A 26,405-nucleotide genomic window follows, 5' to 3' on the forward strand; every position below is an offset into this window, starting at 1 on the left:
AAGCCGTTCCGCAACAAACACATAGCCCCAACGACACCGGATCCGGTGCCGCGACGCCTATCGTGGAAGGTATGCCCAGTCCACACGAATTCGGCACCGCAGAGCCCGGCTCCCATCCGCAACCCGCCCCCGAACCCGATCCGGACGTTCCTCACACCTACGAGCACGGGTCGCCGTTCGCATTCGGCGACGCCACACCGATCGGCGAGACCGACCGCATCGCCCGCGAGAGGGCCGTCTACGACGCCGCCCGGACCTCGGCGCCCATCGACCGTGGCCACGCCGTCGGCGGCAGCGGCGGCACCACCGAGGGCAGGTGAGCGGGTGGAGGTACTGACCAGCCGGGTACTGCTGCGATCACCCGACCCGGTGCGGCTGCAACGGTTCTACCGCGATCAGCTCGGTCTCGCCGTGGCCCGCGAATATCCGGGCGGGATCGTCTTTCACGCCGGCTCCGGGCTCATCGAGGTGCCCGGACACATGTCGACGGATCCGGTGGGAACCTCCGGCGCCGTGTTGTGGCTGCAGGTCCGCGACATCGCCGGCACCGAGAAGCAGCTGCGCGACGCCGGGGTGAGCGTGACCCGCGAACCGGTCACCGAACCATGGGGGCTGATCGAGATGCACATCGCCGATCCCGACGGCCGCGCGCTGATCGTGGTGGAGATCCCGGAGGACCACCCCCTGCGGCGTGACCTGCGGACGTAGCCGCCTCTCGTGGTGATGACAGACTGAACGCATGACTGTATGGCGTGCCCCCAGGGTCACCGGGCCGGTGACGGCCACCGTCGAGCTGCCCGGATCCAAATCCATCACCAACCGCGCCCTGATCCTGGCCGCGCTGGCCGACGGTCCCTCGACCGTGCGCGGAGTGCTGCGCAGCCGGGACACCGACCTGATGCTCGGCGCGCTGTCGGCGCTCGGCGTCGGTATCGAACCCGACACTCCGGGGGCGACCACCGTGCGCATCACCCCCGCGCCGCTGCGCGGGGCCGACGTGTTCTGCGGGCTCGCCGGCACGGTGTTGCGGTTCCTGCCGCCGGTCGCGGCGTTCGCGTCCGGTCCGGTCCGCTTCGACGCCGACGAGCAGGCGCGTCTCCGGCCGCAGTCGACGATTCTGGGCGCGTTGCGGGTGCTGGGCGTGGACGTGGCCGGCGATGCGCTGCCGTTCACGGTCAACGGCCGGGGCACGGCGCCCGGTGGCGCGGTGACGATCGACGCGTCGGCGTCTTCGCAGTTCGTGTCCGGGCTGCTGCTGTCGGCGCCGCGTTTCGACAACGGTGTGACGGTCCATCATGTGGGCAAACCGGTTCCGTCGACGCCGCATATCGACATGACCGTCGACATGCTCACCACGGCCGGGGTATCGGTGGACGCATCCGGGGCCGACACATGGCGGGTGGCGCCCGGGCCGATCACAGCCGTCGACTGGGTCGTCGAACCCGACCTGTCCAATGCGGCGGCGTTCTTGGCGGCCGCCGCGGCCACCGGCGGCAGCATCTCGGTGCCCAACTGGCCGGCGATCACCACGCAGCCGGGCGCCCAGATCACCGACGTTCTGCGCGACATGGGCTGCGAGGTCACATCTGCCGACGGACTGCTGACGGTCACCGGTCCGGATCGGTTGTCGCCCATCGGTATCGACCTGCACGACATCGGGGAGCTCACCCCGACCATCGCCGCGCTGGCCGCGCTCGCCGACGGCACGTCGGTACTGTCGGGGATCGCGCATCTGCGTGGCCACGAGACCGACCGGCTGACCGCGCTGGCCACCGAGATCAACCGTCTCGGCGGGCGTGTGACCGAAACCGACGACGGCCTGCGCATCGAGTCGGCGACACTGCACGGCGGGAGGTGGCTGTCGTACGCCGACCACCGCATGGCCACCGCCGGCGCCCTGATCGGCCTGGTCACCGACGATGTCGACGTCGACGACATCGAGACCACCGCCAAGACGCTCCCCGATTTCCCCGCCATGTGGCAGCGGATGATCGCGGGCTGATGGCCGTCTCATCGCACCCGCCGGCAGGAAGGGCCGCATCGTGGCCGCGGTGAACGCCTCGGCGCACCGCCGGCGCGCGGCGGCCAGCTACGACGAGTCCGATGTCCGGGTGCGGCCGGGCAAGGGTTCGCGCCCGCGAACCAAAACCCGTCCGTCACATGATGATGCGGCCGATGCGATGGTGGTGTCGGTGGATCGGGGCCGGTGGGGTTGTGTGATCGACGGGGATCCGCACCGGCGGGTGGTGGCGATGCGGGCCCGGGAACTCGGCCGCACCCCGGTGGTGGTGGGTGACCGGGTCGGTGTGGTGGGTGATCTGACCGGACGCAAGGACTCCCTGGCGCGCATCGTGCGGGTGGCCGAACGGTCGACGGTGTTGCGGCGCACCGCCGACGACACGGATCCGTACGAACGGATCGTGGTGGCCAATGCCGACCAGTTGCTGATCGTGACGGCGTTGGCCGATCCGCCGCCGCGGACGGGTTTCGTCGAACGCGCCCTGGCCGCGGCGTATGTGGGCGGATTGGCACCGATTCTGTGTCTGACGAAGTCGGATCTGGCCGATCCGGCCGAGTTCACGGCCGCTTTCGCCGATCTCGATCTGCCGGTGGTGATGGCCGGGCGCGACGACGATCTGACCGAGGTCACCGCGATGCTGGCGGGCAAGATCACCGCACTGGTGGGACATTCGGGTGTAGGGAAGTCGACGTTGGTCAATCGACTTGTTCCCGAAGCCGATCGGGCAACCGGCGAGGTGTCGGGGGTGGGCAAGGGCCGGCATACCTCGACCCAGTCGGTGGCCTTGCCGCTGGGCCGGACCGAAGAACACAGCCCCGCGGGCCGGGTGGCGGGCGAAGCCACGGGATACGATTGGGTGGTCGACACCCCCGGTATCCGGTCGTTCGGGCTGGCTCATGTAGAGCCCGACGACATCGTCGACGCGTTTGCCGACCTGCGGGACACGATCGACGAATGCCCGCGCGGCTGTACACACCTGGGCCCTCCCGCCGATCCGGAGTGCGCGCTCGACGCGTTGACTGGGCATTCACGGCGGCGGGCGATGGCGGTCCGCCGGCTGCTGATCGCGGTGACCTCGGGGACACCCGCCCCCGACGACCCGGAGTCGCCCGCCGCACCGCCGGCCGGTTGAGATGCCGGGGGCCTCAGTCGGGGGCCTCAGTCGGGCAGCCGGGTCACACATCGTTCGGCGTCGACGGGCCGGCGGACGGGTGCCCCGTCAGGTTTTCCGCCGACGTACAGCCAGCCGAGGAGCTTTTCGTTGTCGCCGAGCCCGTGCAGACGGGCGACGGGTTCGGCCCGGGTGAACGGACCGGTCCGCCAGATGACGCCGTAGCCTGCCTCGTCCAGCAGCAGGCTCAGCGCGTGCCCGACTCCGGCGGCGACCGCCTCCTGCTCCCAATCGGGCACCTTGGGGTGCGCGGTGGTGCTCGATACGATCGCGATGAGTAGCGGCGCGCGCAGCGGTTTGTCCGCCGAGCCGTCGTGACCGAGAACCTCGGTGAACGCGGCGCCGAGCCGTTCCCTGTCACCCCCGCGCAGCTCGATGAGTCGCCATGGGGCCAGGCCCGCGTGGTCGGCGACCCGGCCGGCCGCGGCGACCAGGGCGACGAGTTGATCGTGGGTGGGCGCGTCGTCGGTCACCTTGGACCAGGAGCAGCGAGCCAGCATCGCTTCACGGACGGACGTCACGGTGTCGGATCCCATGGCGCCACCCTACCCACCGGCCGCGCCGCGACTACCGCCGGGCCTTGCGCCGTCTGCGCTGTTCACGCAGCTCCGCGATGGCGGTTTTGAGGCCACCCGACACCCGGAGACCCTTCGGTTCGGGCAGCGACGCGAAGCGTCGTTCGGAGGCGGTTTCGGGTGCGTCGTCGGCGGTGTCGCGCAGCAACTGGTCGGGCAGCGCGAGCTTGTTGATGGTGCGCAGCGTCTTGAGGTATTGCACCGGCAACGATCCGGTGGTGTACGGCAGGTCGTATTTCTCGCACAGTTCCCGGACGCGCACCGATATCTCGGCGAGCCGGTTACTCGGCAGGTCCGGGAACAGGTGGTGCTCGATCTGGTAGCAGAGGTTGCCCGACATGAACGCCATCACCGGGCCTGCGTGGAAGTTCGCGCTGCCGAGCATCTGCCGCAGATACCACTGGCCCTGCGTCTCGTGCTCCAGACTCTCGACGGTGAACTTCTCGGCCCCGTCCGGGAAATGACCGCAGAAGATGACCACATAGGCCCACAGGTTCCGGATCAGGTTCGCGGTGGCGTTGGCGGTGAGGGTGTTCACGAAATTCGGTCCGGTGAGCGCAGGAAAGAGTACGTAGTCCTTGCCCATTTGCCGAATAATCTTGCGGCCGAACAGTTTCAGCTGTGGCACTCCGATCTCTCTGGGCTTCTCACCGTCGATGATCTCGCGCAGACCGATATCGTGCAGGCCGATGCCCCATTCGAAGGTCGAGGCGAGTACGACGTTGGTGATCGGCTGGAAGAGCCGGCGCGGTTCCCATGCCTCGTCGCGGGTGACCCGCAGAACCTTGTAGCCCACGTCGTCGTCCATCCCGATGACGTTGGTGTACTTGTGATGGATGTAGTTATGGGAATGCTTCCAGTGTGGCGACGCACACACCATGTCCCACTCGTAGGTGGTCGAATGCACCTCGGGATCGTTCATCCAGTCCCACTGCCCGTGCATCACGTTGTGCCCGAGCTCCATGTTCTCGATGATCTTGGCCAGCCCGAGGGCCGCCGTGCCCAGCAGCCACAACGATCTGCGGTGGCTGCCGAGCAGCACCGCCCGGCCGGACAGCTCCAGGGATCGTTGCAGCTTGATCGTCCGGTGCAGGTACCGGACGTCTCGCCGGCCGCGATCGGCTTCGACCTCGCGACGAATGGCGTCGAGTTCGTGCCCCAGGGCCTCGACGTCCGCATCGGTGAGATGCGCGTATGAATTGATATCGGAAATCGCCATTGGTACAAGTATGCACTCGGTGACGGATGTCCGGCGTGCGAGCCCGACACCACGGCCCCCATTTGCGGCCGTGGTGTCGCCGTCATGACGAGACCGGCCCGTACCCCTCACCCGGTGAGAGATACGGCCGGCCTGTGCTGTCACGGGAGCGCGGTGAGCTCTACTCGTCGGCGCCTGTCCGTCGCGTGGTGCGCTACGCAGCCTTCCGTTCGGTGACGATGCCCACCGACCGGCGTCCCCTGCCACGCAGCGAGGTGATGGCCGTGCGCAGGCCACGACGACGGCCGGTGTCCGGGTCGATGGTGGTCCGCAGCCGCTCACCCTCGGACAGTTCCTGCTTGAACCGCTGTTCCGATGCCGTCTCCGGCGCATCGTCGCGGGTCGCCGACAGGTACTTGTCCGGCAGCGACAGCTTGGCGATGGTCCGCCACGACTTCAGGTACTGCAGCAGGAATGAGCCAGTGGTGTACGGCAGGTCGTACTTGTCGCACAGCGCCTGCACCCGCACCGAGATCTCGGCCAGCCGGTTGCTGGGCAGATCCGGGAAGATGTGGTGCTCGATCTGGTACGACAGGTTTCCGCTCAGGAACGCCAGTACCGGACCGGACCGGAAGTTGGCACTGCCGAGCATCTGCCGCAGGTACCACTCGCCCTGGGTCTCCGAGTCGACGTCCTGCTTGGTGAACTTCTCGGCGCCGTCGGGGAAATGTCCGCAGAAGATGACCGCGTTGGCCCACACGTTGCGGATCACGTTGGCCAGGGCGGTGGCGGTGACCGCCTTGCCGAAGGCCCGCGCACGACCGGCCTTGGTGCCCGTGGTGGCCGCGACGATCGCCGGATACACGAGGTAGTCCCTGGCGACCTGCTTGCCCACCTTGCTGCCCACGTCGGCCAGGTCGCGGCGGAACTCGGCCTTGGCCTCGGGCGTCTTGCGCTTTTTGCCCAGTTCCAGGTGCTGCGCGGCAACACCCCACTGGAAGGCGAGCGCCAGGATCGTGTTGTACGCGATATTGCCCAGGTAGAACGGGCGCCAGCGCTGGTCGCGGGTCACCCGCAGCAGGCCGTAGCCCACGTCGTCGTCCATCCCGAGCACATTGGTGTACTTGTGATGGATGTAGTTGTGCGTGTGCTTCCAGTGCGCGGACGGATCGGTGTTGTCCCACTCCCACGTCGTGGAGTGCACCTCCGGATCGTTCATCCAGTCCCACTGCCCGTGCATCACGTTGTGCCCGAGTTCCATGTTCTCGACGATCTTGGCGACGCCGAGCACCGAGGCGCCCGCCCACCAGAGTGGCCGCTTCGTGGAACCCGCGATCATCACGCGTCCGGCGAGTTCGAGGCCTCGCTGAAAGCGGATCGTGTTGCGCAGGTAGCGCGCATCACGTTCACCGCGGTCCGCCTCGATGTCCGCGCGGATCGCGTCGAGGTCGGCGCACAGCGCCTCGACGTCCGACTCGGACAGGTGCGCGTATTCGGGGATGTCAGTAATCGCCATCGTTTCCGTCTATCTCCAACCCATCGACTACGTAACCGTAACTTACGCAATCGTAGGTTACGGTAGCGTAGTTGTCCAGCCCTCGGCGATCCACGGTTGCGGGCTGAGGAAAAAGGGGCGTGACCTCGGATTTCCGTCACCGGAATCCGAGGCCACGCCCCCTATCGTCTTCTCCGCGCCGATCACACGTCGAGAGTGCAGTCCCCCGCCGCGGCACTGACACAGGTCTGCACCCGCTCCCCTTCGACATGTTCGCGGCCGGTGCGCAGATCGCGCACGGCGCCCTTGTCGATCATCACCACACAGCTCTGGCAGATACCCATCCGGCAGCCGAACGGCATCAACACACCCGACTGCTCGCCCGCCTCCAGCAGCGTGGTCGCGCCGTCCACGGTCGCGGTCCGGCCGCTACGACCGAAGGTGACCTCGCCGCCCTGTGCCCCCGACGCGCCGCGTTCGAGAGCAAACCGTTCCAGGTGCAGGTTGTCGGGGACGCCCGCGTCGGCGAACGTCTGCTCGAGCATCTCCAGGAAACCGGCCGGACCGCACGCCCACGTCTGCCGGTCGGCCAGATCAGGGCACAACGCGGCCAGGCGCTGTGCGGTCAGCTTGCCGTCGGAACGGGTGAACACGGTGTGCACGGTGACGACGCCGTCGCCCGAGAGCTCGGCGAGTTCGTCACCGAACAGCAGATCGTCGCGCGTGGGCGCCGAATGGACCAGGACGATGTCGGCTTCCTGGCCGCGGTGACGGATCATCCGCACCATGGAGATGATCGGCGTGATACCGCTGCCGGCCGTGGCGAACAGGATCTTCTGCGGCAACGGGTCCGGCAGCACGAACTCGCCGCGCGGAGCCGCCAGCCGCACGATCGTTCCGGGCTGCAGACCGTTGACCAGGTGCGTCGACAAGAAGCCCTCGGGCATCGCCTTGACGGTGATGGAGATCGTCTTGTCCGAGCGGGAGATGTCCGGGACCGATGTCAGCGAGTACGACCGCCAGGTCCAGCGGCCGTCCACCAGCACACCGATGCCCACATACTGGCCCGCCGTGTAGTCGAACGAGAATCCCCAGCCCGGCTTGATGCCGATGGTGGCCGAGTCCTCGGTCTCCCGACTGACGGAGACGATCTTGCCGCGCAGCTCGCGTGCCGACCACAACGGATTGGCCAGATGCAGGTAGTCGTCGGGCAGCAGCGGCGTGGTTATCCGCGCGGCGGCCGCACGAACCCAGTTGGCCGCGCGATTCTGCGACGAGACGTGCGCCACCGGCGCCTCGAAACGCTCCCGCCACGACCGCGCACGAGGCTCACGATCGTCCACACCAGAACCATCCACACCGGGATCGTTCACGCCGCGATCATCGATACCCATGACCATATGCACCTTCATTCAGTGAGCCGAGCAAACCTACGCATGCGTAGGTTACGGTACCGGAACTTGCGCTCGACGGCCACCACGCCCATCCCGGCCGACCCGGCCGATCAGAGCAATTCGAGCAGGAACGGCAACTCCTGGGTCGCGTACCAGGCCAGATCGAAATCCTCCACGTCGCCAACGGCCAGTTCGGCGTCCTCATCACCGAGATCGGCCGCGTCCACGACCACCACCGCCACACGCACCGCATCCTCGGCGTCGGCACCGTCGACATGCACCGACGCGATCGCCGACAACGGCACCGGACCCGGCACCTTCACCACCGCGGCATCCAGATCCGGGCGCAGCCGCACCTCCTCCACGTCGGCCGCGACCACCACCCGCCGGGGCGGAAACCTCTGTATGTCAACAGGTTCGGGCGTGCCGACAGTGGGCTCGGATTCGGGCCGCGCGCCGCCGTCCGCCGACACCTGCGACTCACCGGCCAGCAGGCGCAACGATGCCCGCGCCGCCTCACGCATCGCGGCCTCGGACAGTTCCTCGTCGTCTCCCGACAGATAGGACTCCCGCAACGCGGGTGTGAGCGCGAACGCGGTGCCGCCGACCGGCGTGAACTCCCCCGACTCGCCCAACCGCATCAGCATCGCCAGAGTTGCGGGCAGGTAGATCCTCATGACCACGAGCCTAGGGCATGTCTCCGACTTCCCTGTGCCGCCCTCGGCGGCCCGATACCCGGCAGAAGAATTGGGGCCCGGCAGAAGAATCGGGGCCCGGCAGAAGAATTGGGGGACACGCCCTTGCCGCACCTCACAAGGCCGCGAGAAGCTCCTCGTACGACTCGGTGACGTACTCCGACATCGCGACCAGATCCGGTAGCACACCGCGATCAGCGATGAACGAGAACTGCAGGGTGCCACAGTATTCGACCACTCCTACGGCGAGAGCGTGCTGCTGCAGGAACACCGGTACCGAATACATGTCCGACACCTTGTGCCCGGCGAGATATCGACGCGAGATGGGCGCGCTCGGCATGGTCACCGGAACGTTGTAGGGGCGGCTGGTGATGGTGCTCAACGCCCGTGAACTGAACTCGGCAAACGGCACCATACCCAGTTCGGGAAGGATCGGCCGGATACCCATCGACACCCGGCGTGACGAATGCGCGTAGCGGTTGGCCAGACCCGCGACCTGCACCAGGCGCATCGACGGGTTGTCCTCGCCCACAGGAAGATCGGTGACGAATCCGGGCGTTCCCACGGCCACCGATCGCGGCTCGGTATCCATTCGGTGCTGCATCGACGGATCGCGCGAGGACAGTGGCAGCACCACCCGCACGGTGTCGCCCGGCGCGATGGTCGAGGCGAGCGACAGTTTCCACCGCCGCAGCACCCCGCTGATGATGGTGAGCACCACGTCGTTGACGGTGCAGTTGTAGCGCTCGGCGATCTTCGCGCAGCCACGGCGCGGCACCGACACCTCGGTGAACGATCGCGTCGGCGTGCTCGACCGGTTGAGCGGACTCGCCGGCGCCGAATCCATCACCTGCTGCACCAGCGATCCGGTGCGCCGCACGGTGCGCCCGGCCAGCGACCACGCCTCCGACACCAGGCCGTTGCCGGTGAGCACCGAACTGATCAGATCCCCCGGCCGGGCCACCGCCTCGGCGATCGCACCCACCGCGAGCCGCGAGGCGGTCGGCACCGAACGCGCCATCCACAGATCCTCCGGCATCATCTCCTGCTCGCGGGAGTCGTCGGTGAGGACCTCGCTGATCTCGCGGTGCTCGATCTCGTCCACCAGGCAGCGATGCGACTTGGTCAGCACCGCCAGCCTGCCGTCCGCCAGCCCCTCGATCAGGTACATCTCCCACAGCGGCCGAGTCCGGTCCAGCGGCCGCGACATGATCCGCGACACCAGGTCGTCGAGCTGATCGGTCGCCCCGGGCGCCGGCAGCCCGGCGCGCCGGATGTGGAAGTTGATGTCGAAATCCGGGTCGTCGGCCCACACCGGCCGAGCAAGCCCGAGCGTGACCGGGATGACCAGCTGCCGGTAGCGCGGCACCAGCTGCAGCCTGTTCTCCACCAGTTCGACCAGACGCTTGTAGTCGAGCGCCGGCCGCGCGGGCGCCGACGCCTCCCCGGCCTGCTTCGCCCCGGCCTGCTTCGCCTTGGTCGGCGTGTCGGGTGCGACGATCAGCAGTGCGCCCAGGTGCGTCGTCGCCCCGGCCTCGTCGAGGAAATAGAAGGTCGCATCCCTGGGACTCAGCCGTGTCATCGGGCACCTCGAGCACTCACCGGCATAACGTTATACCCGGCGCCCGCGTAGCTGTCGGGCGATCCCGCCGACGCGGCCGGTCGGCGTCAGCAGAAGTCGAGCGCGACGAGTTGCCAGCGATACTCCCAGCGTGCGGGCGTGAGCACATCCGCGTCGATCGGCCGGGGAATCTTGTGCGGGGTGCGCCGGGTGACCCCGCAGAAGGCGCGTACCCGGCCGCCGATCGTATAACTGCCGAAGATCCTCGCCGAACCGTCGCCGCTCATCTGCACGTGGACGCGGCGCAGCGTCGCGGTACCGGTCGCGACGGGCAACTCACGCGCGTGCGGGCGCACGCCCAGTCGGCGCAGCACGGTGAGCCGGTCGAGAAGCTCCGGCGCCACCGACGCCGATAACTGCCCGAAACCACGACGACCGTCGAGGGCCTCGAACACGACGGTGAGGGCGCCGATGGCGAACGTGCGCACCTGAGCGCCCTCGTGCGGCGCCGCGGGTGGGGCCGTCCGTGCCCCGGCGCCCGATTGCCCGGACCGCCCACGCTGCCGCTGTTGCCCGCCCGGACCGTGCGGTCGGCGCGGGTCGCCCGACGGGGACGGTGCGGATGCCGCGACGGCCGGACGTTCGTAGTCGGGCGCGGTGCGGATAACTACTCGAGGTGTCTGCATGGGAATCGGACGCAGCGAAACACCGTTTGGTTCCCTTTCAGGGGCAACTTTCTTTCACCAAATCAAGTGCAACGGCGTGCCGCATGCGACACGCCGTTGCACGGTTGATGGAAGGCAGGAGCGGTACGTCCGCGAACTGTCAGCGGCGGCGCTTCTTCGACTTCGGCGGCTTGGCTCCGCCCTTCGTCCCGGCACGGGCCGCGGCTCGGCGCTCGCGACGCGAGGTCAACGCCGGGTCGCCCTCTTCCTCCTCGTCGGTGAGGATCTCCACCCCGCCGTTCTCCGCCGGACCGCTGTAGGTCATCTCCGAATCGGCGGGACCGCCCTCGCCGATCCCGACCGCGCGCAGCGCGGCGGGGGCCTGGGTACCGGCGGCCTCGTTCTCCGCCTGTGCGGCGGCCGCCGCCGACAGCATCGGCGCCGGCACCGGCTTGCTGAGCGACGGCGCGGGTGCGATCTCCTGCGTCTGGACCTGCACGTTGTACAGGAAGCCCAGGGCCTCCTCCTTGATGCCTTCGAGCATGCCGGTGAACATGTCGAAGCCCTCACGCTGATACTCGGCGACCGGGTCACGCTGCGCCATCGAACGCAGATGGATGCCTTCGCGCAGGTAGTCCATCTCGTAGAGGTGGTCACGCCACTTGCGGTCGATCACGTTGAGCAGGATGCTGCGCTCGAGCTGGCGCATGGCGCCCTCGCCGGCTATCTGATCGATCTCGGTCTCGCGGGCGGTATACGACTCGTGCGCGTCATTGAGCAGGGTCTCGCGCAGATCCTCCGGCGAGACATCGTCCCGTGTCCCGTCGACATCGGTGTGGAAGACCGTGTCGGGGTCGAGTTCGAGCGGATACAGCGTGCGCATGGCCCGCCACAGCTCGTCGACGTCCCAGTCCTCGGCGTAGCCTTCGGCGGTCGCACCGTCCACATAGGCACCGACGACATCGTCGATCATCCGCCGCACCTCGTCGGCGTGGTCCTCGCCCTCGAGGATGGTGCGCCGCTCACCGTAAATGACCTTGCGCTGCTCGTTCATCACCTCGTCGTACTTGAGGACGTTCTTGCGGACCTCGAAGTTCTGCTGCTCCACCTGCGTCTGCGCGCTGCGGATGGCACGGGTGACCATCTTGGCCTCGATCGGCACGTCGTCGGGCAGGTTGACGCGCGTCATGATCGCCTCGAGTGCCGCACCGTTGAACCGCCGCATGAGCTCGTCGCCCAGGGACAGATAGAACCGCGACTCGCCCGGGTCGCCCTGACGTCCCGACCGGCCGCGCAGCTGGTTGTCGATACGACGCGACTCGTGCCGTTCGGTACCGAGCACGTAGAGACCGCCGGCCTCGCGCACCGCCTTGGCCTGCTCGGCCGCATCCTCGCGGGCGATCGTGATGGCCTCGTCCCACGCCGCCTCGTACTCCTCGGGCGTGGTCACCGGATCCAGTCCGGCCTTGCGCAGCCGCACGTCGGCGATGATGTCGGGGTTGCCGCCGAGCACCACGTCGGTGCCGCGGCCGGCCATGTTGGTGGCCACCGTGACCGCGCCGATCCGGCCGGCCTCGGCCACGATCTGCGCCTCCTGCTCGTGGAACTTCGCGTTGAGCACCGAGTGCGGGATGCCGCGCTTGTCCAGCTGCCGGGACAGGTACTCCGACCGTTCGACGCTGGTCGTGCCGATCAGCACCGGCTGGCCCAGCTCATGCCGTTCGGTGATGTCGTCGACGACCGCGGCGAACTTGGCCTCCTCGGTCTTGTAGATGAGGTCGGACTGGTCCTTGCGGATCATCGGCCGGTTGGTGGGGATCGGCAGCACACCGAGCTTGTAGATCTGGTCGAACTCGGCCGCCTCGGTCTCGGCGGTACCGGTCATGCCCGCGAGCTTGTCGTACATGCGGAAGTAGTTCTGCAGGGTGATCGTGGCCAGCGTCTGATTCTCGGCCTTGATCTCCACCCGCTCCTTGGCCTCGATGGCCTGGTGAAGTCCCTCGTTGAACCGGCGACCGTCGAGCACGCGGCCGGTGAACTCGTCGACGATCACCACCTCACCGTTGCGGACGATGTAGTCCTTGTCGCGGTGGAAGAGCTCTTTGACCTTGATCGCGTTGTTCAGGTAGCCGACGAGCGGCGAGTTGGCGGCCTCGTACAGGTTGTCGATGCCGAGCTGATCCTCCACGAATTCGACACCGGCCTCGTGCACGCCGACGGTCTTCTTCTTGATATCGACCTCGTAGTGGACGTCCTTCTCCAGCAACGGGGCGATGCGGGCGAACTCGGCGTACCACTTGCTCGACGAATCGGTGGGGCCCGAGATGATGAGCGGGGTGCGCGCCTCGTCGATGAGGATCGAGTCGACCTCGTCGACGATCGCGAAGTAGTGGCCGCGCTGCACCAGTTCGTCGAGCGTATGCGCCATGTTGTCACGCAGGTAGTCGAAGCCGAACTCGTTGTTGGTGCCGTAGGTGATGTCGGCACGGTACGCCTCCCGGCGGGCGTCCGGACTCATCCCGGTCAGGATCACCGCGGTCTCCAGACCGAGGAAGCGGTGGACGCGCCCCATCCATTCGGAGTCGCGTTTGGCCAGGTAGTCGTTCACGGTGACCACGTGCACGCCTTCGCCGGAGATGGCGTTGAGGTAAGCCGGCAGCACACAGGTCAGGGTCTTGCCCTCACCGGTCTTCATCTCGGCGATGTTGCCGAAGTGCAGCGCCGCACCGCCCATGATCTGTACGTGGAAGTGCTTCTGGTCGAGCACCCGCCACGCCGCTTCGCGGGCTACTGCGAACGCCTCCGGCAACAGCTCGTCGAGGGTCTCGCCCCCGGCGTAGCGCTCCTTGAACTCGTCGGTCTTGGCGCTCAGCTCCGCGTCCGACAAGGCCTCCATCTCGTCGGAGAGCGCTTCGACGTGGGATGCGATCGCATCGAGTCGTTTGACCATGCGGCCCTCGCCCATGCGCAGCAGCTTGTTCAGCACCGTGTTGCCAATCCTCACTCAGTCCTTCGGATCCGTCGTCCGACGCCCCGAATCCCCACCCGGTTTCCCACCGCGACTTTCCCACCGCGGCCACCGAAGCACAGATCGCCGACCATGGTACTCAGCCCGGCTGAGTAGACGCTGACCGGCACGCGACGGCCACCGGCCCACGGACCCGACATGACTCTGGGGTGGGTCCACTTGTGTGAACCCACCCCAGGGTGTGCGGCGCGGCGCGTCAGTGCGTGTCGGCCAGGCGGATAAGTCCGTAGTCGAACGCGTGGCGCCGGTACACCACGGACGGCTTGTCGGTCTCCTTGTCATGGAAGAGGAAGAAGTCGTGACCGACGAGTTCCATCTCGTAGAGGGCGTCGTCGACGGTCATCGGCGGCGCCTTGTGCTCCTTGACGCGGACGATCTGCCCCGGTGTGCGTTCGGTGACGCCGTCGTCCCAGGTCTGCTCGCTCTCGTCCACCGGCTGTGACAGTTCGTGGGCGAGCTGATCACCTCGCAGTGGCGGTGCGCCGACCTCGGTCGCCGTTGCCACCGAGATCGGGGTGCGGTTGCCGTGCGAGACACGCCGGCGGTCCTTGACCCGGCGCAGGCCGGATTCGAGTTTGCTGACCGCGGTCTCGAGTGCGGAGTAGAAGTTCTCCCCACCCGCCTGGCCGCGGACCACCGGCCCCTTGCCGATGGCGGTGAGCTCCACCTGCTGACACACCTTGGACTGTCTGCGGTTACGTTCGTGGCTCAACCGCACGTCGAAGCGGAAGATTCCAGGATCAAAACGTTCGAGCCGAGCGAGCTTGTCGCGCACGTGGACCCGATAGTGGTCGGGAATGGTCACGTTGCGGCCGGTGAACTCGACGGCGGCGTCAGGCTCCGCGGGCTCGGCGGACTCGATGGTCCCCGGCGGCACGACGAATGCCGAATCGATCTCGTCGTCGCGGATCGCTCGCGCGTCGACTTTCGGTTCACGCTGGCCCTTGCGGTGGATGACACTGGACATGCAATTTCCTCCTGAATTACTTCCCCGGTCCACGCGGTCACCGTGGCCTGACGGTCCGGCGAATATCCGGGCGGCGTCTGCGCAGATGACCCGGCCCCCACTCCACAGCTGTGGTCGATCGGACTCTTGACATCCGATCAGACTGCGGTACATGGGATCTCGGATATCTCTGCGGGTCTCACCACCTGATAGCGTTCGACGTTCCGTGACCCGACGGCTCCGATTTTCCGTGAAGACGGGGATGGTGGCCATACCAGCCGACGGCTGGCACTCACGAACGCGCTATCACCTCCCTGACGCATGGACCGCCCTGGTCGGGTGGTCCCAGGTACCGGCATCGTCGCCGGTAACCTTTCGTGCCTTCGACCGTAGCCCGAAGTTCGCCGAACGGCTACGTTTCCGGCGAGCATGTCGGCTAGTGGGGACCAATTCGATCCATCGGACTCCTGCCGGGCAGGGTGTGGACAGGACCTTTGGGTCTGGCAGCACGCCCTGGCAGAGTGTCGGTGTGAGCACACCACATCAGCTGAAGGCGTTCTGCGGGAAAGTGATTCGGGCGGGCATCGACCTGGCCGTGCCGCTGTGCTGCGCCGGCTGCGATCGTCCCGGCATCCGCTGGTGTCCGCGGTGTGCCGCGGTGCTGACGGATTCGCCCATCGCGATCACCACCCGGGTGCCCGTGCCCGCCCCCGTGTGGGCGTGCGGGCGGTATCGGGGCCCGGCCCGGCGGGCGGTGATCGCGGGCAAGGAACACGGCCGCACCGACCTGGCGGCACCCCTGGGCGCCGCACTGGCACACGCCCTGCGCGTGCTGGCGCACTGGGGCGAGCTGCCCGACGGTCCGCTGCTGCAACTGCTGCCCGCCCCCACCCGGGCGACGTCGGCCCGGCGGCGCGGCGGCGACACCGTCACGGCGATGACCCGCGCGGCGGCAACCGGGCTGGGCGCCCGCGTCCGGGTGGTGCCGGCCCTGTACACCGCGGCCTGGACGGCAGATTCAGCGGGCCTGTCGGCGGCCGAACGCACCCGCAACCTGTCCGGCCGGATCCGGTCGAGAACACACACGCGCCTGCACCCGCGCGCCGTCACGGTCCTGGTCGACGACGTGATCACCACCGGCACCACCGCCGCCGAATCGGCCAGGGTCCTGGCCGCCCGGGGAATCGCACTCGACGCGGTACTGGTCCTCGCCGCCGCTTAGCGGTCCCCACACACTGGGCGGCCCGGACAGCGGAGGCCGTCCGAGAGGCGGCAGTCCGTTGCCCCCGCGGCCACCTGTCCGACCGCGGCGAAGCTCACGGCAATACCGGTGTGGCTCCTGGGGTCATCGCGCTCTCGACCTCCGTCCAGTACTGGTCGGGCTCGCCGTTGGTGCTGCCCAGACTGAGCACGCCGCGGCTGTCGCCGACGTAGACCGTGGACAGGTCCGCGGCGACCGAACGCACAGGCGGTGACAGGTTTCCGCTGAGCAGCCCCACCGCCTGGGTGCCGTTGATGGACAGCTGCAGTACCGGTGATTCGGGCGCGTCCCGGGCCAGGACGAGCGTCGTCGGTGAGGCCCAGTCGATGGCGGTGACCCGGCTGCCGACGTTGTAGGCGGCGATGCGGGGACCACTGAGCATGACCCGGCCCTCGATGTTGGTGGAGACGACGGCGAACACCAGCTGACCGTCGACGACCATCGCCACGCGCACACCGTCGGGAGCGACCTGCAGTTCGGTGACGGCGCCACGAACGACGTTGTTGACAGCGGTGATGTCGACGGCGGACATGTGGTCCGCACCGTCCTCACCACGTTCCCATCGCTGGACCCGGCCATCGACGACCGACCAGATCGTCCCGGCGTCATGACCGAAGGACGGCCGGGCGATCGAGTCGGCGACCACGAGCGTGGTGGGCGCGCCGCCGTAGGGGGCGGCGACGAGTTCGGAGGATGCGGCGCCGGGCCTGCGGGCCAGCACCCCGGCGACCCGTTTGCCGTCGGGCGAGATCGAGGCGCTGCGCAGATCGTCACCGGTACCGAGTTCACCGGCCACCGGGGTGGTGGTGGCACCGACCCGCAGAAGCGCGCCATCCCGGATGACGCTGAGTCCGGCGTCCGCGGTGACGGTTCCGTTGGGATCGAGTCCGGCGACATCGGTGCTCTGCCAGCCGTCGGCGTGGTCCTCGCGGATCGGGTGGCCGTCATCGGTGATCTGGTAGGGACCGGCGATCTCCAGCCCTTCGAGGGTCCACACGATCTGCGCGACCATGAGTTGCTGGTCGGCATCGGACTGTTCACCGATGCCCGTCAGCGGCACCTGAACCCCACCGTCGGCGACGGCGCCGACCTTGCCGCGCAACGCGGCGGTCCGGGGGAAGGCGGTGCCCGCGGCGGCGCGCAGGTCGGCGGCCGGTCCGGCGATGAGTCGCCGGATGAGGGTGCCGGGGTCGGTGTCGGTGCCCGCGTACAGCCAGCGCGGATCGGGTACCAGGGCGGTGCGCTCGTTGTTCGGGAAGTAGAGAGTGGCCGACCGGTAGAGCGATTCGAATTGGTTCTTGTCGATGAGCGTGCCGCTGGGCAGGCGGCCGTCGATACGCCACTGATCGTTGACGAGGCGCAGATCGAAAGTGGCCGCGACACGTCCGGTGGCGGGCAGGAGTTGGCCGTCGGGACGCAGTGTGCCCACGTTGTCGCCGACGAGCCGTAACCGCACGGTGGTGGCGCTGCGCTCGTCGATGAACACATTGACCTCATCGACGACAACCATGTCACCGCTGGAGTCCCACTGTGCGGAGGCGGTTCTGGTGAGGAACTTGCGAGCGGCGCGGTAGTTGCCGCGCGGGTTGGCGGTGGCCTTGACGAAGGCACGCACCAGTGCCTCCGAATCCATGTCGGCCTGCGGCACGGGTACCGCGTTGGGCGGGTTCTCGCGATGGAAGGCGCGGATAGGCTGGGGCGAGGAGTTGTCGGGTATCGCTCCGCAGCCGGCGACGACGGCGAGCACCGTGAGCAACGCACCGATGATCGTCGCCCGGTTGCGGGCGGTCATGTGAGCTCACCTTCGGTGACGGCGGCCTTGGGATGGCCGGGTTGTTTGAGGGGCAGCGGGCTGCCGAGCACCTTGTGGCCGCGCACGAGTGGCAGCGTGAGCCGGAAGCAGGCGCCGTTGCCCGGTTCGCCCCACGCCTCGAGCCGGCCCTGATGCAGCCGGGCGTCCTCAATGCTGATGGCCAGGCCGAGTCCCGTACCGCCCGATCGCCGGAACCTGGACGGATCCGAACGCCAGAAACGGTTGAAGACCAGCTTCTCCTCCCCCGGCCGCAACCCGATGCCGTTGTCACGCACGGTGATGGCAACGGCGTCGCCGTCCGAACGCATGGTCAGGGTGACGGGTTTGCGTTCACCGTGGTCGATGGCGTTGGCGAGAAGGTTGCGCAGGATCCGCTCGACACGGCGCGGGTCGATCTCGGCCAGTACGGGTTCCTCGGGCAGGTCGAACACCAGTGTCGTGCCGGTGTCCTCGGCGAGATGGCGGACGGTGGCGATGGCGCCCTCGATCGGGATGGCCATGTCCATGCGCTCGGCGGCGAGTTCGGCCATGCCCGCGTCGTGCCGGGAGATCTCCAGGAGCTCGGTGAGCAGCGTCTCGAATCGGTCGAGCTCCTTGTCGAGCAGTTCGACCGACCGCTTATACATGGGGTCGAGTTCGTCGCGGGCCTCGTACAGCACATCCGAGGCCATCCGGACGGTGGTGAGCGGCGTCCGCAGTTCGTGGCTGACGTCGGAGGTGAACTGGCGTTGGAGGCCGCCGAACTCCTCGAGGTGGGTGATCTGTTTGGACAGGCTTTCGGCCATGTCGTTGAACGACATCGCCAGACGCGCGATGTCGTCCTCACCGCGGACCGGCATGCGTTCTTTGAGCCGGCCGTCGGCGAAACGCACGGCGATGCGCGATGCGGATCGGACCGGGATCACCACCTGCCGCGACACGAGCCAGGCGATGGCGGCCAGCAGTCCGAGCAACACCACTCCGCCGGTGAGCAGGGTGCCGCGCACGAGGTTCACCATGTTCTGTTCGTTGGTCAGCGGGAACACCAGATACAGTTCGAGCCCGGCGATCGCCGAGTTGGTGGGGGTGCCGATGATGAGTGCCGGAACATCGGTGCCGGAGCCGTTGTCGACGGACGAGTACTGGTAGGCCACCTGCCCGCCCTGCACCATGTCGCGCAGGTTGTCGGGGATCTCGTTGCCCGGTCCGGCGCCGGTCTCGGCACTGTCGCGGACCGAATTGCGCACGATCAGCACGGTGTCGAACGTTCCGACGTCGTCGGTTCCCTGGCCGGAGCCCGACCTACGATCGGTGAGCAGTGACCGGGTCTGACGCAGCCGGTTCTCGGTGGACATCGCACCGTCGCTGCTCGACAGGTCTCGTTCGACGGTGACACGGGAGCGGTCGAGTGCCTCGGTGGCGGCGGCCAGCTTCACGTTGAGCAGGCTGTCGGTGATCTGGCTGACCAGAACCAGACCGAGCACCATCAACACCACCAACGACAGCAACAGTGTGGAGACCACCACTCGCAGTTGCAGCGAGCGCCGCCAGATCCTGCTCGACGAGCGGCCGAATCGTGCGGCCGCCCGGGTGATCTGCCCCAGGGTGCTGTTGATTCTCCTGGAACGTCCGATCACGGCGGTCCGGCCTTGTAGCCGACCCCTCTCACGGTCAGCACGATCTCCGGGTTCTCCGGGTCGGTTTCGACTTTCGCGCGCAGTCGCTGCACGTGCACGTTGACCAGCCGGGTGTCGGCGGGATGCCGGTAGCCCCAAACCTGTTCGAGGAGCACATCGCGGGTGAACACCTGTCGCGGCTTACGGGCCAGTGCCACGAGCAGATCGAATTCGAGCGGGGTGAGGGAGATCGGGACACCGTCGCGGCTGACCTTGTGCGCGGGCACGTCGATCTCGACCGGCCCGATCGACAGGAGCTCGGCCGGCTCGTCGTCGGTTCGGCGCAGCCGGGCGCGGATGCGGGCGACGAGTTCCTTCGGTTTGAACGGCTTCACCATGTAGTCGTCGGCGCCGGACTCCAGTCCGAGGACGACGTCGACGGTGTCGGATTTGGCGGTGAGCATGACGATCGGCACGCCCGAATCGGCACGCAGCACCCGGCATACGTCGATACCGTTCATGCCCGGGAGCATCAGGTCGAGCAACACCAGGTCAGGCCTGATCTCGCGGACCGCCGTCAGCGCCTGGGTCCCGTCGCCCACCACGAACGGTTCGAAACCTTCGCCACGGAGCACGATCGTCAGCATTTCGGCGAGCGCGGCATCGTCGTCGACAACAAGGATCCGTGGCTTCATGGATCCCATGGTGGCATCTTCGCCGGAAAACGACGAATATGACGCGCCGTACCGGCCGACCCCCCGCTCCCGACCTGGACTTTTTCGTTCGGGGCGGCACGGTGCGCCATAGCGGCGACGATTACCATCTCCGGTCATGAGCCAACTCATCGCCATCGAAGGGCTCGACGGTGCGGGCAAGAACACTCTCGTGACGGCGCTGACCGCCATCTGGCAGTCCGGGGGGCTGCGCGTGGCACATTTCACCTTCCCCCGCTACGGCCGGTCGGTGCACGCCGACCTGGCCGCCGAGGCCCTGCACGGCGGCCACGGTGATCTGCGCGAGAGCGTCTACGCCATGGCGTTGCTGTTCGCGCTGGACCGGCGTGCGGCGCATGCGTCCATCGCCGCGGCGGTCGCCGACTGCGACATCGTCATCTGCGATCGGTATGTGGCCTCCAACGCCGCGTACAACGCCGGGCGGCTCGGGCAGGACGCCGACGGCGAGGTGGTGACATGGGTGGACGAGCTGGAGTTCGGCCGGTTCGGTCTGCCGGTCCCCGACCGGCACGTGCTGCTGGGAGTGACCCCCGAGGTCGCGATGTCGCGGGCCCGCGGGCGCGAGGAATCCGCCGCGCGCGAACGCGACTTCTACGAGCGCGACAACAGCCTGCAACACCGCGTCGACGTCGTCTATCACCAGCTGGCGCGCACACACTGGCATTCACCGTGGATCGTCACCGACGGCGCCGACCCGGCCGAACTCGCCCACCGATTGCGTTCGTGACGGGTTGTGGTCGTGACGGGCGGACGCCCCCGACCGGGTGGGCGAGGGCGTCCGTTTCACGTATTGCCGAATCACGTGGTGCCGCGACTGCTCCGAATGCTCAGTAGCGGTAGTGCTCCGGCTTGTACGGGCCTTCGACGTCGACCCCGATGTACTCGGCCTGCTCCTTGGAGAGCTTGGTGAGGGTGCCGCCGAGTGCCTCGACGTGGATGCGGGCGACCTTCTCATCGAGGTGCTTGGGCAGACGGTAGACCTCGTTGTCGTACTCGTCGTTCTTCGTCCACAGCTCGATCTGCGCGATGACCTGGTTGGAGAAACTGTTGCTCATCACGAACGACGGGTGGCCGGTGGCGTTGCCGAGGTTGAGCAGGCGGCCCTCGCTGAGCACGATGATCGACTTGCCGTCGTCGAAGGTCCACTTGTCGACTTGCGGCTTGATGTTGAGGCAGGTGGCGCCCGAACCCTCCAGGCCGGCCATGTCGATCTCGTTGTCGAAGTGACCGATGTTGCCCAGGATGGCCTGGTTCTTCATCCGCTTCATGTGGTCGAGGGTGATGATGCCCAGGTTGCCGGTGGAGGTGATGACGATGTCGGCCTCGCCGATCGCCTGCTCCACGGTCACCACGTCGAAGCCGTCCATCAGCGCCTGCAGCGCGTTGATCGGATCGATCTCGGTGACCTGCACGCGCGCGCCCTGTCCGGCGAGCGATTCGGCACATCCCTTGCCCACGTCGCCGTAGCCGCAGACGAGCACCTTCTTGCCGCCGATGAGGACGTCGGTACCGCGGTTGATGCCGTCGACCAGCGAGTGGCGGGTGCCGTACTTGTTGTCGAACTTGCTCTTGGTGACCGAGTCGTTGACGTTGATCGCCGGGAATGTCAGATCACCGGCTGCGGCGAACTGGTACAGACGGAGCACACCGGTGGTGGTCTCCTCGGTGACACCCTGCACCGAGTCGGAGATCGTCGACCATTTGGTCTTGTCGTTCTCGAACGACGTGCGCAGCAGTTCCAGGAACACCTTGTACTCGGCCGAATGATCGTCGTCGGCCGGCGGCACCACACCGGCCTTCTCGAATTCGGCTCCGCGCAGCACCAGCATGGTGGCATCGCCGCCGTCATCGAGGATCATGTTGGCCGGCTCGCCCGGCCAGGTCAGCATCTGCTCGGCGGCCCACCAGTATTCCTCGAGCGTTTCGCCCTTCCACGCGAACACCGGCACGCCCTTGGGCTCCTCGACGGTGCCGTGCGGGCCGACGACCACGGCCGCGGCGGCATGGTCCTGGGTGGAGAAGATGTTGCACGACGCCCAGCGGACCTCGGCCCCGAGAGCGACGAGCGTCTCGATGAGGACGGCGGTCTGCACGGTCATGTGCAGCGAACCCGAGACGCGCGCGCCCTTGAGCGGCAGCACATCGGCGTACTCGCGGCGCAGCGACATCAGACCCGGCATCTCGTGTTCGGCCAGGTCGATCTCCTTGCGGCCGAACTCGGCCAGCGCCAGGTCGGCGACCTTGAAGTCGATCCCGTTGAGCGTGTCCACAGATGTCATCTGTAACCCTTCGTCGATAGCAGCACGGCACTGTTGTCGTCCGGCGCGTAGGCAGTCGACTCCGAGGCTATCCGACGGCCTTTGGTTAGGGTGCCCTCAGGTGCGGTGTGTGAGTATCGGGCCGCCGACTCAGGTGTCGCGGGTGGGATGGGGCAGCCCGGCGCGTACCTCGTCCTCATGCACCAGGTCCGGGTCCTCGAACGGGCCATCCACCACGTCGGGGTACCGCCTGATGAACACGATGGCGGCCACCAGCCCTCCCCACACGATGGTGACCGCGATGATCAGCATCACGATCGCGGACGTGCTCATCGGACCGCCTCCTTCTCCCGGTTGAGCAGTTCGGCCTCCGGAGGCCACGGCACGAAGCCCGGATCGTCCCGGCCGCGCCACGACGGCAGGGTCAGCGCGATCGCGCCGATGATCGCCACGGCTATCACACCCCAGCCGAACACACCGATGTACCACGTCGGATAGCCCTCGTAGCCGTCCTGGATCACCGACAGGAGCTTGTCGACCAGCATGATCGTCAGGAATACCGGTCCGACGACACCGATCAGGACGATCCACCACCGCCCCACCTTGAACGTCGACACCGCACTCAGATGCAGTCGCAGCAGATCCGCGTTGCGGGCGACCCACACCGTGAACACCGTCATGATGATCGCGGAGGACACCACACCCACGTTGTTGGCGAACATGTCGATGGTGTCGAGCGCGATGAGGCCGGTGGTGGTCGAGAACAGGCCCAGCGAGATCAGTCCGCAGACGACGGTGACACCGACGGCAGCCGTCGTCCGGCCGATTCCGAACTTCTCCTGAATGCCGTTGGAAACGCCGATCAGCAACGAGATCAGCGACGTGAAACCCGCGATCACCAACGACCCGAAGAACAAGACACCGAAGAATGCCGACCCGGGCATCTCCGAGATCACCGCGGGAAACGTGACGAAGGACAGGATCGGACCGGTGAGGCCTTCGAGGTCGGCCACCGCGACCTGCTGCTGATGTGCGAGGAAACCGAGCGCGCTGAACACCCCGATACCCGCCAGTATCTCGAACGACGAATTGGCGAATGCCACCACGAGACCGGAACTGGTCATGTTCGCCTTACGGCGCTGGAACGAGGAGTAGGCGATCATGATGCCGAACGCGATCGACAGCGAGAAGAAGATCTGACTGTAGGCCGCGATCCACACGTCCAGATCGGTGAGCGCACCCCAATCAGGTGTGAACAGGGCGTTGAGTCCGTCGACCGCACCGTCGAGGGTGACCGCGCGGATGACCAGTCCGGTGAAACCGACGAACAACAGCGGGATGAATATGTAATTCATCTTCTCGACGCCCTTGGCCACGCCCAGCGCCAGAACCACCAGCGCGACCAGCCAGACCGCGAGCAGCGGCAGTGCGACATGTCCGACGACGGTCGTCGACACGCCCGGATCGTCGACCTTGAGGTACTTGTTGACGAAGAAGTCGGCCGGATCGTCGCCCCATTTCTGGGTGAACGAATAGAAGAAGTAGCTCAGTGCCCAGGCGATCACGGCGGCGTAGTAGATCGAGATGAGGAACAGCAGCATCGTCTGGAACCAGCCCAGTGCTTCCGCCGGCTTTTTGATCCTGCGGAACGCGAGCGGCGCGGTCCCCCGGTGGCGGTGGCCGATCGCATAATCGAGGAACAGGATCGGAATACCCGCTGTCAGCAGCGCGATCAGATAAGGAATCAGGAATGCGCCGCCACCGCTCTCGTAGGCGACGCCGGGAAAACGCCAGATGTTTCCCAGCCCCACCGCCGAACCGATGGCGGCGAAGATGAAACCGGAGTTGCGCGTCCAGGTCTCCCTGTTCTGGCCCGGCGCACTCGTACCGGCCGTGTCCGCACTTGCCACCGCAGCGTCCTCTCACCTCGTCGAGACCGGGCCCCCGTCACCGCATCGACGCTAGCGCACCGGTGCCGGTTCTCGTGCCGGTTACGCAGGGTTCAGCTCCGGTCGTCCCCACCCTTGTCGATATCGGGTTCGAGATAGATCAGCCGCGCCTGCGGGAGTGAGGTGCGCACACGAAGTTCCGCCGCGTCGATGGTGTCGGCGATCTTCCCGATGTCGCTGCCCGGGGAGATGGCGATCTTGGCCGCGACGAGCATCTCGTCGGGACCGAGGTACTGGGTCTTCATGTGGATGACCCGGTCGACGCCGTCGGTCGCGGCCAACTCGGTGAGCAGTGTCCGTTCCTCCGTGTCGGTGGCACCCTCACCGATCAGCAGGCTGTGCATCTCGACGATCAGCACGACCGCGATGATGCCGAGCAGCACCCCGATCGACAGTGTGCCCACGCCGTCCCAGATGGCGTCGTCGGTGATCATCGTCAGTCCGACACCGCCGAGCGCCAGGACCAGACCGATGAGCGCACCGGTGTCCTCCAGCAGCACGACGGGAAGCTCGGGGGTCCGTGCGTTGCGGATGAACTGCCACCAGGTGGCATCGCCCTTGAGCGGCTTGGATTCCTTGTAGGCGGTCCGGAAGCTGTAGCTCTCCAGGCAGATCGCGACCACCAGGATCACCACCGCGACGATCGGTGACTCGAGTCCGTGGTCGTGCGCGTGCCGGATCTTCTCGATGCCCTCGTAGATCGCGAACATCGACCCGAGGGTGAACAGCACGAGCGCGACCACGAACGAGTAGAAGTAGCGGCTGCGGCCGTAGCCGAACGGGTGCAGCCGGTTGGCCTTCTTGGCCGCGCGGTTCTGCCCCAGCAGCAGCAGGCCCTGATTGGAGGTGTCGGCCACCGAATGCACCGCTTCGGCGGCCATCGATGACGATCCGGTGATGAGGAAGCCCGCGAACTTGGCTGCGGCGATTCCTGCGTTGGCCAGCAGCGCGGCGATGATCGCGCGCTTGGATCCCTCTGCGGACACGGCACTCCTGAATTCGGCGACGACACGGTCGGAACCGGCCTGATCGGCACGTGAGGTGGACGCTCACGCGGACCGATCCGTGCGGACCTCGGCCCTGCACAGGTCGACGCGGCTCGATCAGCGTTGACGATACTGCGTCGACGGTGCATCGCCCCGCCGAGCCGCCGGTGTGGCGACCCGGTCGGGGCGATGCGGTGGTCTCCGGCGGATCAGGCGAAGCTGTCGCGCACCCGGCGGTCGGCGTTGCGCATCATCACGCCCGCGTTCTCGACACCGCTGCCGAGGCCGTTGAGCTGGGTGCGGACATCGGCGAAAGCGATGTCCCACTTGTTCTGCGCCGCCTGATATGACGCGGCACCCTCCTGTGACTGCCAGTTCGCACCGAGCTTGTTGACCTGGGTCTTGAGCTCGTCGGCGAGCGCGCCGAGCTTGGCGAACTGGCTCTTGAGGTCACCGGAAAGAGTGTCGAGGCCGGCGAAGTTGTAGGCGATGACGCCGTTGTTGGACATGGTGTGCTCCTGAGGTTGTGAGTGGTGAAAGGTTGGTGGACACGATCGCCCGACGGTGGATTCTGTGGCGGACTCCAGACGACGGCGGAGGCCCGACCGGATGAGGCCCGACCGGATGAGGCCGCGAGCGGGATCAGAGCTTGAGGGTCGAGGTGCCCACGCTCTGGGTCACCGCACTCGCGACCTCCGAGTCCTGGCTGTCGTAACCCTTGAAGCTGGTGGTCAGGTTGGCCTCGATCTCGTTGAGTGCGGTGTTGAGCCGGGTCGCGACATCCTGCCAGTTGTTGTGGGTGTTGCCGAAGGCGATGGCCGCCTGCCCGCTCCACGTGGATTGGCCGGTGCCCGCCGAGGTCCGGATCTGGCCCAGGATCCCCTTCATCTCACCGACGATGGTGCTGATGGAGTTGGCCGAGGACTGGCTGGCCGCCAGATCGATGGACACTCCGTTGGATGAACCGAACTGCATTGTTTCTCCTCTTGTTGAGACAACCGGAGCGAGCCGGTTGGGGTGGATACCGATGGTGTCGCCGCTGGTGCCGGTGACGCGCGCAC

General features: G+C 67.1%; 23 protein-coding genes and 1 pseudogene. 6 read left to right on the top strand and 18 right to left on the bottom strand.

What is annotated here, in order from left to right:
- Nucleotides 1–71: 71 nt before the first annotated feature.
- The 4 genes from GII31_RS16640 to rsgA are packed head-to-tail and all read left to right on the top strand — an operon-like array spanning nt 72 to nt 3,152.
- A complete protein-coding gene (locus GII31_RS16640) occupies nt 72–320 on the top strand; it encodes a hypothetical protein (protein WP_213244502.1) in 249 nt (82 codons plus the stop codon).
- A gap of 4 nt (nt 321–324) precedes the next feature.
- Entirely contained in the window at nt 325–708 is a 384-nt protein-coding gene (locus tag GII31_RS16645; RefSeq protein ID WP_213244503.1) for a VOC family protein, read from the top strand.
- A 31-nt stretch (nt 709–739) separates the two neighbouring features.
- Nucleotides 740–2,002, top strand: a complete 1,263-nt coding sequence (gene aroA, locus GII31_RS16650; RefSeq protein ID WP_213244504.1) for a 3-phosphoshikimate 1-carboxyvinyltransferase — start codon at nt 740–742, stop codon at nt 2,000–2,002.
- Nucleotides 2,003–2,042: 40 nt separating this feature from the next.
- On the top strand, nt 2,043–3,152 hold the full coding sequence (gene rsgA, locus GII31_RS16655; RefSeq protein WP_246221922.1) for a ribosome small subunit-dependent GTPase A: 1,110 nt from the start codon (nt 2,043–2,045) through the stop codon (nt 3,150–3,152).
- Nucleotides 3,153–3,178: 26 nt separating this feature from the next.
- On the opposite strand, the gene GII31_RS16660 is transcribed toward rsgA, so the two are convergent.
- The 9 genes and pseudogenes from GII31_RS16660 to hpf form a co-directional block, all read right to left on the bottom strand.
- Nucleotides 3,179–3,727 carry a nitroreductase family protein gene (locus tag GII31_RS16660; protein ID WP_213244505.1) on the bottom strand — a complete coding sequence of 183 codons (549 nt, stop codon included), beginning with the start codon at nt 3,725–3,727 and terminating at the stop codon, nt 3,179–3,181.
- A 31-nt stretch (nt 3,728–3,758) separates the two neighbouring features.
- On the bottom strand, nt 3,759–4,985 hold the full coding sequence (locus GII31_RS16665; RefSeq protein WP_213244506.1) for a fatty acid desaturase family protein: 1,227 nt from the start codon (nt 4,983–4,985) through the stop codon (nt 3,759–3,761).
- Between the two features lie 193 nt (nt 4,986–5,178).
- Nucleotides 5,179–6,480: a fatty acid desaturase family protein gene (locus tag GII31_RS16670; RefSeq protein ID WP_213244507.1), complete on the bottom strand. Its 1,302-nt coding sequence runs from the start codon at nt 6,478–6,480 to the stop codon at nt 5,179–5,181.
- Between the two features lie 182 nt (nt 6,481–6,662).
- The gene (locus GII31_RS16675; RefSeq protein ID WP_213250605.1) at nt 6,663–7,859 is read right to left on the bottom strand and encodes a ferredoxin reductase; all 1,197 of its coding nucleotides are present in this window, start codon (nt 7,857–7,859) and stop codon (nt 6,663–6,665) included.
- Nucleotides 7,860–7,963: 104 nt separating this feature from the next.
- Nucleotides 7,964–8,530, bottom strand: coding sequence for a DUF6912 family protein (locus tag GII31_RS16680; RefSeq protein ID WP_213244508.1), 567 nt, complete (start codon nt 8,528–8,530; stop codon nt 7,964–7,966).
- Nucleotides 8,531–8,663: 133 nt separating this feature from the next.
- Nucleotides 8,664–10,130 carry a wax ester/triacylglycerol synthase family O-acyltransferase gene (locus GII31_RS16685; RefSeq protein WP_260840056.1) on the bottom strand — a complete coding sequence of 489 codons (1,467 nt, stop codon included), beginning with the start codon at nt 10,128–10,130 and terminating at the stop codon, nt 8,664–8,666.
- An 86-nt stretch (nt 10,131–10,216) separates the two neighbouring features.
- Nucleotides 10,217–10,795 (bottom strand): Rv3235 family protein, encoded by a 579-nt coding sequence (locus tag GII31_RS16690; protein ID WP_213244510.1) that lies wholly within the window; start codon nt 10,793–10,795, stop codon nt 10,217–10,219.
- A 462-nt stretch (nt 10,796–11,257) separates the two neighbouring features.
- Nucleotides 11,258–13,760 (bottom strand): annotated as a pseudogene (gene secA / locus GII31_RS16695) (preprotein translocase subunit SecA); the annotation flags it as partial.
- 238 nt (nt 13,761–13,998) lie between these two features.
- Nucleotides 13,999–14,769, bottom strand: a complete 771-nt coding sequence (hpf, locus tag GII31_RS16700; RefSeq protein WP_213244511.1) for a ribosome hibernation-promoting factor, HPF/YfiA family — start codon at nt 14,767–14,769, stop codon at nt 13,999–14,001.
- A 508-nt stretch (nt 14,770–15,277) separates the two neighbouring features.
- Here hpf and GII31_RS16705 point away from each other — a divergent pair.
- A complete protein-coding gene (locus GII31_RS16705; protein WP_246221923.1) occupies nt 15,278–15,970 on the top strand; it encodes a ComF family protein in 693 nt (230 codons plus the stop codon).
- A gap of 94 nt (nt 15,971–16,064) precedes the next feature.
- On the opposite strand, the gene GII31_RS16710 is transcribed toward GII31_RS16705, so the two are convergent.
- The 3 genes from GII31_RS16710 to mtrA are packed head-to-tail and all read right to left on the bottom strand — an operon-like array spanning nt 16,065 to nt 20,121.
- Nucleotides 16,065–17,801: an LpqB family beta-propeller domain-containing protein gene (locus GII31_RS16710; RefSeq protein WP_213244512.1), complete on the bottom strand. Its 1,737-nt coding sequence runs from the start codon at nt 17,799–17,801 to the stop codon at nt 16,065–16,067.
- Nucleotides 17,798–19,438, bottom strand: coding sequence for an MtrAB system histidine kinase MtrB (gene mtrB / locus GII31_RS16715; RefSeq protein WP_322974135.1), 1,641 nt, complete (start codon nt 19,436–19,438; stop codon nt 17,798–17,800). Before mtrB ends, GII31_RS16710 begins: the two co-directional genes overlap by 4 nt.
- On the bottom strand, nt 19,435–20,121 hold the full coding sequence (gene mtrA, locus GII31_RS16720) for an MtrAB system response regulator MtrA (protein WP_213244514.1): 687 nt from the start codon (nt 20,119–20,121) through the stop codon (nt 19,435–19,437). Before mtrA ends, mtrB begins: the two co-directional genes overlap by 4 nt.
- A gap of 127 nt (nt 20,122–20,248) precedes the next feature.
- Between mtrA and GII31_RS16725 the strand changes: the two genes are divergently transcribed.
- Nucleotides 20,249–20,878 (top strand): dTMP kinase, encoded by a 630-nt coding sequence (locus GII31_RS16725; protein WP_213244515.1) that lies wholly within the window; start codon nt 20,249–20,251, stop codon nt 20,876–20,878.
- A gap of 100 nt (nt 20,879–20,978) precedes the next feature.
- Here GII31_RS16725 and ahcY read toward each other — a convergent pair whose 3' ends face one another.
- The 6 genes from ahcY to GII31_RS16755 form a co-directional block, all read right to left on the bottom strand.
- Nucleotides 20,979–22,430 (bottom strand): adenosylhomocysteinase, encoded by a 1,452-nt coding sequence (gene ahcY / locus GII31_RS16730; RefSeq protein ID WP_213244516.1) that lies wholly within the window; start codon nt 22,428–22,430, stop codon nt 20,979–20,981.
- 129 nt (nt 22,431–22,559) lie between these two features.
- Nucleotides 22,560–22,742 (bottom strand): methionine/alanine import family NSS transporter small subunit, encoded by a 183-nt coding sequence (locus tag GII31_RS16735; RefSeq protein ID WP_213244517.1) that lies wholly within the window; start codon nt 22,740–22,742, stop codon nt 22,560–22,562.
- Nucleotides 22,739–24,319: a sodium-dependent transporter gene (locus GII31_RS16740; RefSeq protein ID WP_213244518.1), complete on the bottom strand. Its 1,581-nt coding sequence runs from the start codon at nt 24,317–24,319 to the stop codon at nt 22,739–22,741. Before GII31_RS16740 ends, GII31_RS16735 begins: the two co-directional genes overlap by 4 nt.
- Nucleotides 24,320–24,411: 92 nt before the next feature.
- Entirely contained in the window at nt 24,412–25,344 is a 933-nt protein-coding gene (locus GII31_RS16745) for a cation diffusion facilitator family transporter (RefSeq protein WP_213244519.1), read from the bottom strand.
- Nucleotides 25,345–25,553: 209 nt separating this feature from the next.
- Nucleotides 25,554–25,853, bottom strand: coding sequence for a WXG100 family type VII secretion target (locus GII31_RS16750; RefSeq protein WP_213244520.1), 300 nt, complete (start codon nt 25,851–25,853; stop codon nt 25,554–25,556).
- 133 nt (nt 25,854–25,986) lie between these two features.
- On the bottom strand, nt 25,987–26,319 hold the full coding sequence (locus GII31_RS16755) for a WXG100 family type VII secretion target (protein WP_213244521.1): 333 nt from the start codon (nt 26,317–26,319) through the stop codon (nt 25,987–25,989).
- Nucleotides 26,320–26,405: the final 86 nt, after the last annotated feature.

The organism is Gordonia pseudamarae, assembly GCF_025273675.1.
In the GTDB taxonomy this organism is placed as follows: domain Bacteria; phylum Actinomycetota; class Actinomycetes; order Mycobacteriales; family Mycobacteriaceae; genus Gordonia; species Gordonia pseudamarae.

Excerpts from the sequence above, each read along its gene's own strand:
- GII31_RS16680 (WP_213244508.1), bottom strand. The coding sequence starts at position 8,530 with ATGAGGATCTACCTGCCCGCAACTCTGGCGATGCTGATGCGGTTGGGC.
- aroA (WP_213244504.1), top strand. The coding sequence starts at position 740 with ATGACTGTATGGCGTGCCCCCAGGGTCACCGGGCCGGTGACGGCCACC.
- GII31_RS16735 (WP_213244517.1), bottom strand. The coding sequence starts at position 22,742 with ATGAGCACGTCCGCGATCGTGATGCTGATCATCGCGGTCACCATCGTG.
- GII31_RS16750 (WP_213244520.1), bottom strand. The coding sequence starts at position 25,853 with ATGTCCAACAACGGCGTCATCGCCTACAACTTCGCCGGCCTCGACACT.
- GII31_RS16670 (WP_213244507.1), bottom strand. The coding sequence starts at position 6,480 with ATGGCGATTACTGACATCCCCGAATACGCGCACCTGTCCGAGTCGGAC.
- GII31_RS16660 (WP_213244505.1), bottom strand. The coding sequence starts at position 3,727 with ATGGGATCCGACACCGTGACGTCCGTCCGTGAAGCGATGCTGGCTCGC.
- GII31_RS16725 (WP_213244515.1), top strand. The coding sequence starts at position 20,249 with ATGAGCCAACTCATCGCCATCGAAGGGCTCGACGGTGCGGGCAAGAAC.
- GII31_RS16675 (WP_213250605.1), bottom strand. The coding sequence starts at position 7,859 with ATGGTCATGGGTATCGATGATCGCGGCGTGAACGATCCCGGTGTGGAT.
- GII31_RS16665 (WP_213244506.1), bottom strand. The coding sequence starts at position 4,985 with ATGGCGATTTCCGATATCAATTCATACGCGCATCTCACCGATGCGGAC.
- hpf (WP_213244511.1), bottom strand. The coding sequence starts at position 14,769 with ATGTCCAGTGTCATCCACCGCAAGGGCCAGCGTGAACCGAAAGTCGAC.
- ahcY (WP_213244516.1), bottom strand. The coding sequence starts at position 22,430 with ATGACATCTGTGGACACGCTCAACGGGATCGACTTCAAGGTCGCCGAC.
- GII31_RS16685 (WP_260840056.1), bottom strand. The coding sequence starts at position 10,130 with ATGACACGGCTGAGTCCCAGGGATGCGACCTTCTATTTCCTCGACGAG.
- GII31_RS16710 (WP_213244512.1), bottom strand. The coding sequence starts at position 17,801 with ATGACCGCCCGCAACCGGGCGACGATCATCGGTGCGTTGCTCACGGTG.
- GII31_RS16640 (WP_213244502.1), top strand. The coding sequence starts at position 72 with ATGCCCAGTCCACACGAATTCGGCACCGCAGAGCCCGGCTCCCATCCG.
- GII31_RS16690 (WP_213244510.1), bottom strand. The coding sequence starts at position 10,795 with ATGCAGACACCTCGAGTAGTTATCCGCACCGCGCCCGACTACGAACGT.
- GII31_RS16755 (WP_213244521.1), bottom strand. The coding sequence starts at position 26,319 with ATGCAGTTCGGTTCATCCAACGGAGTGTCCATCGATCTGGCGGCCAGC.
- mtrA (WP_213244514.1), bottom strand. The coding sequence starts at position 20,121 with ATGGGATCCATGAAGCCACGGATCCTTGTTGTCGACGACGATGCCGCG.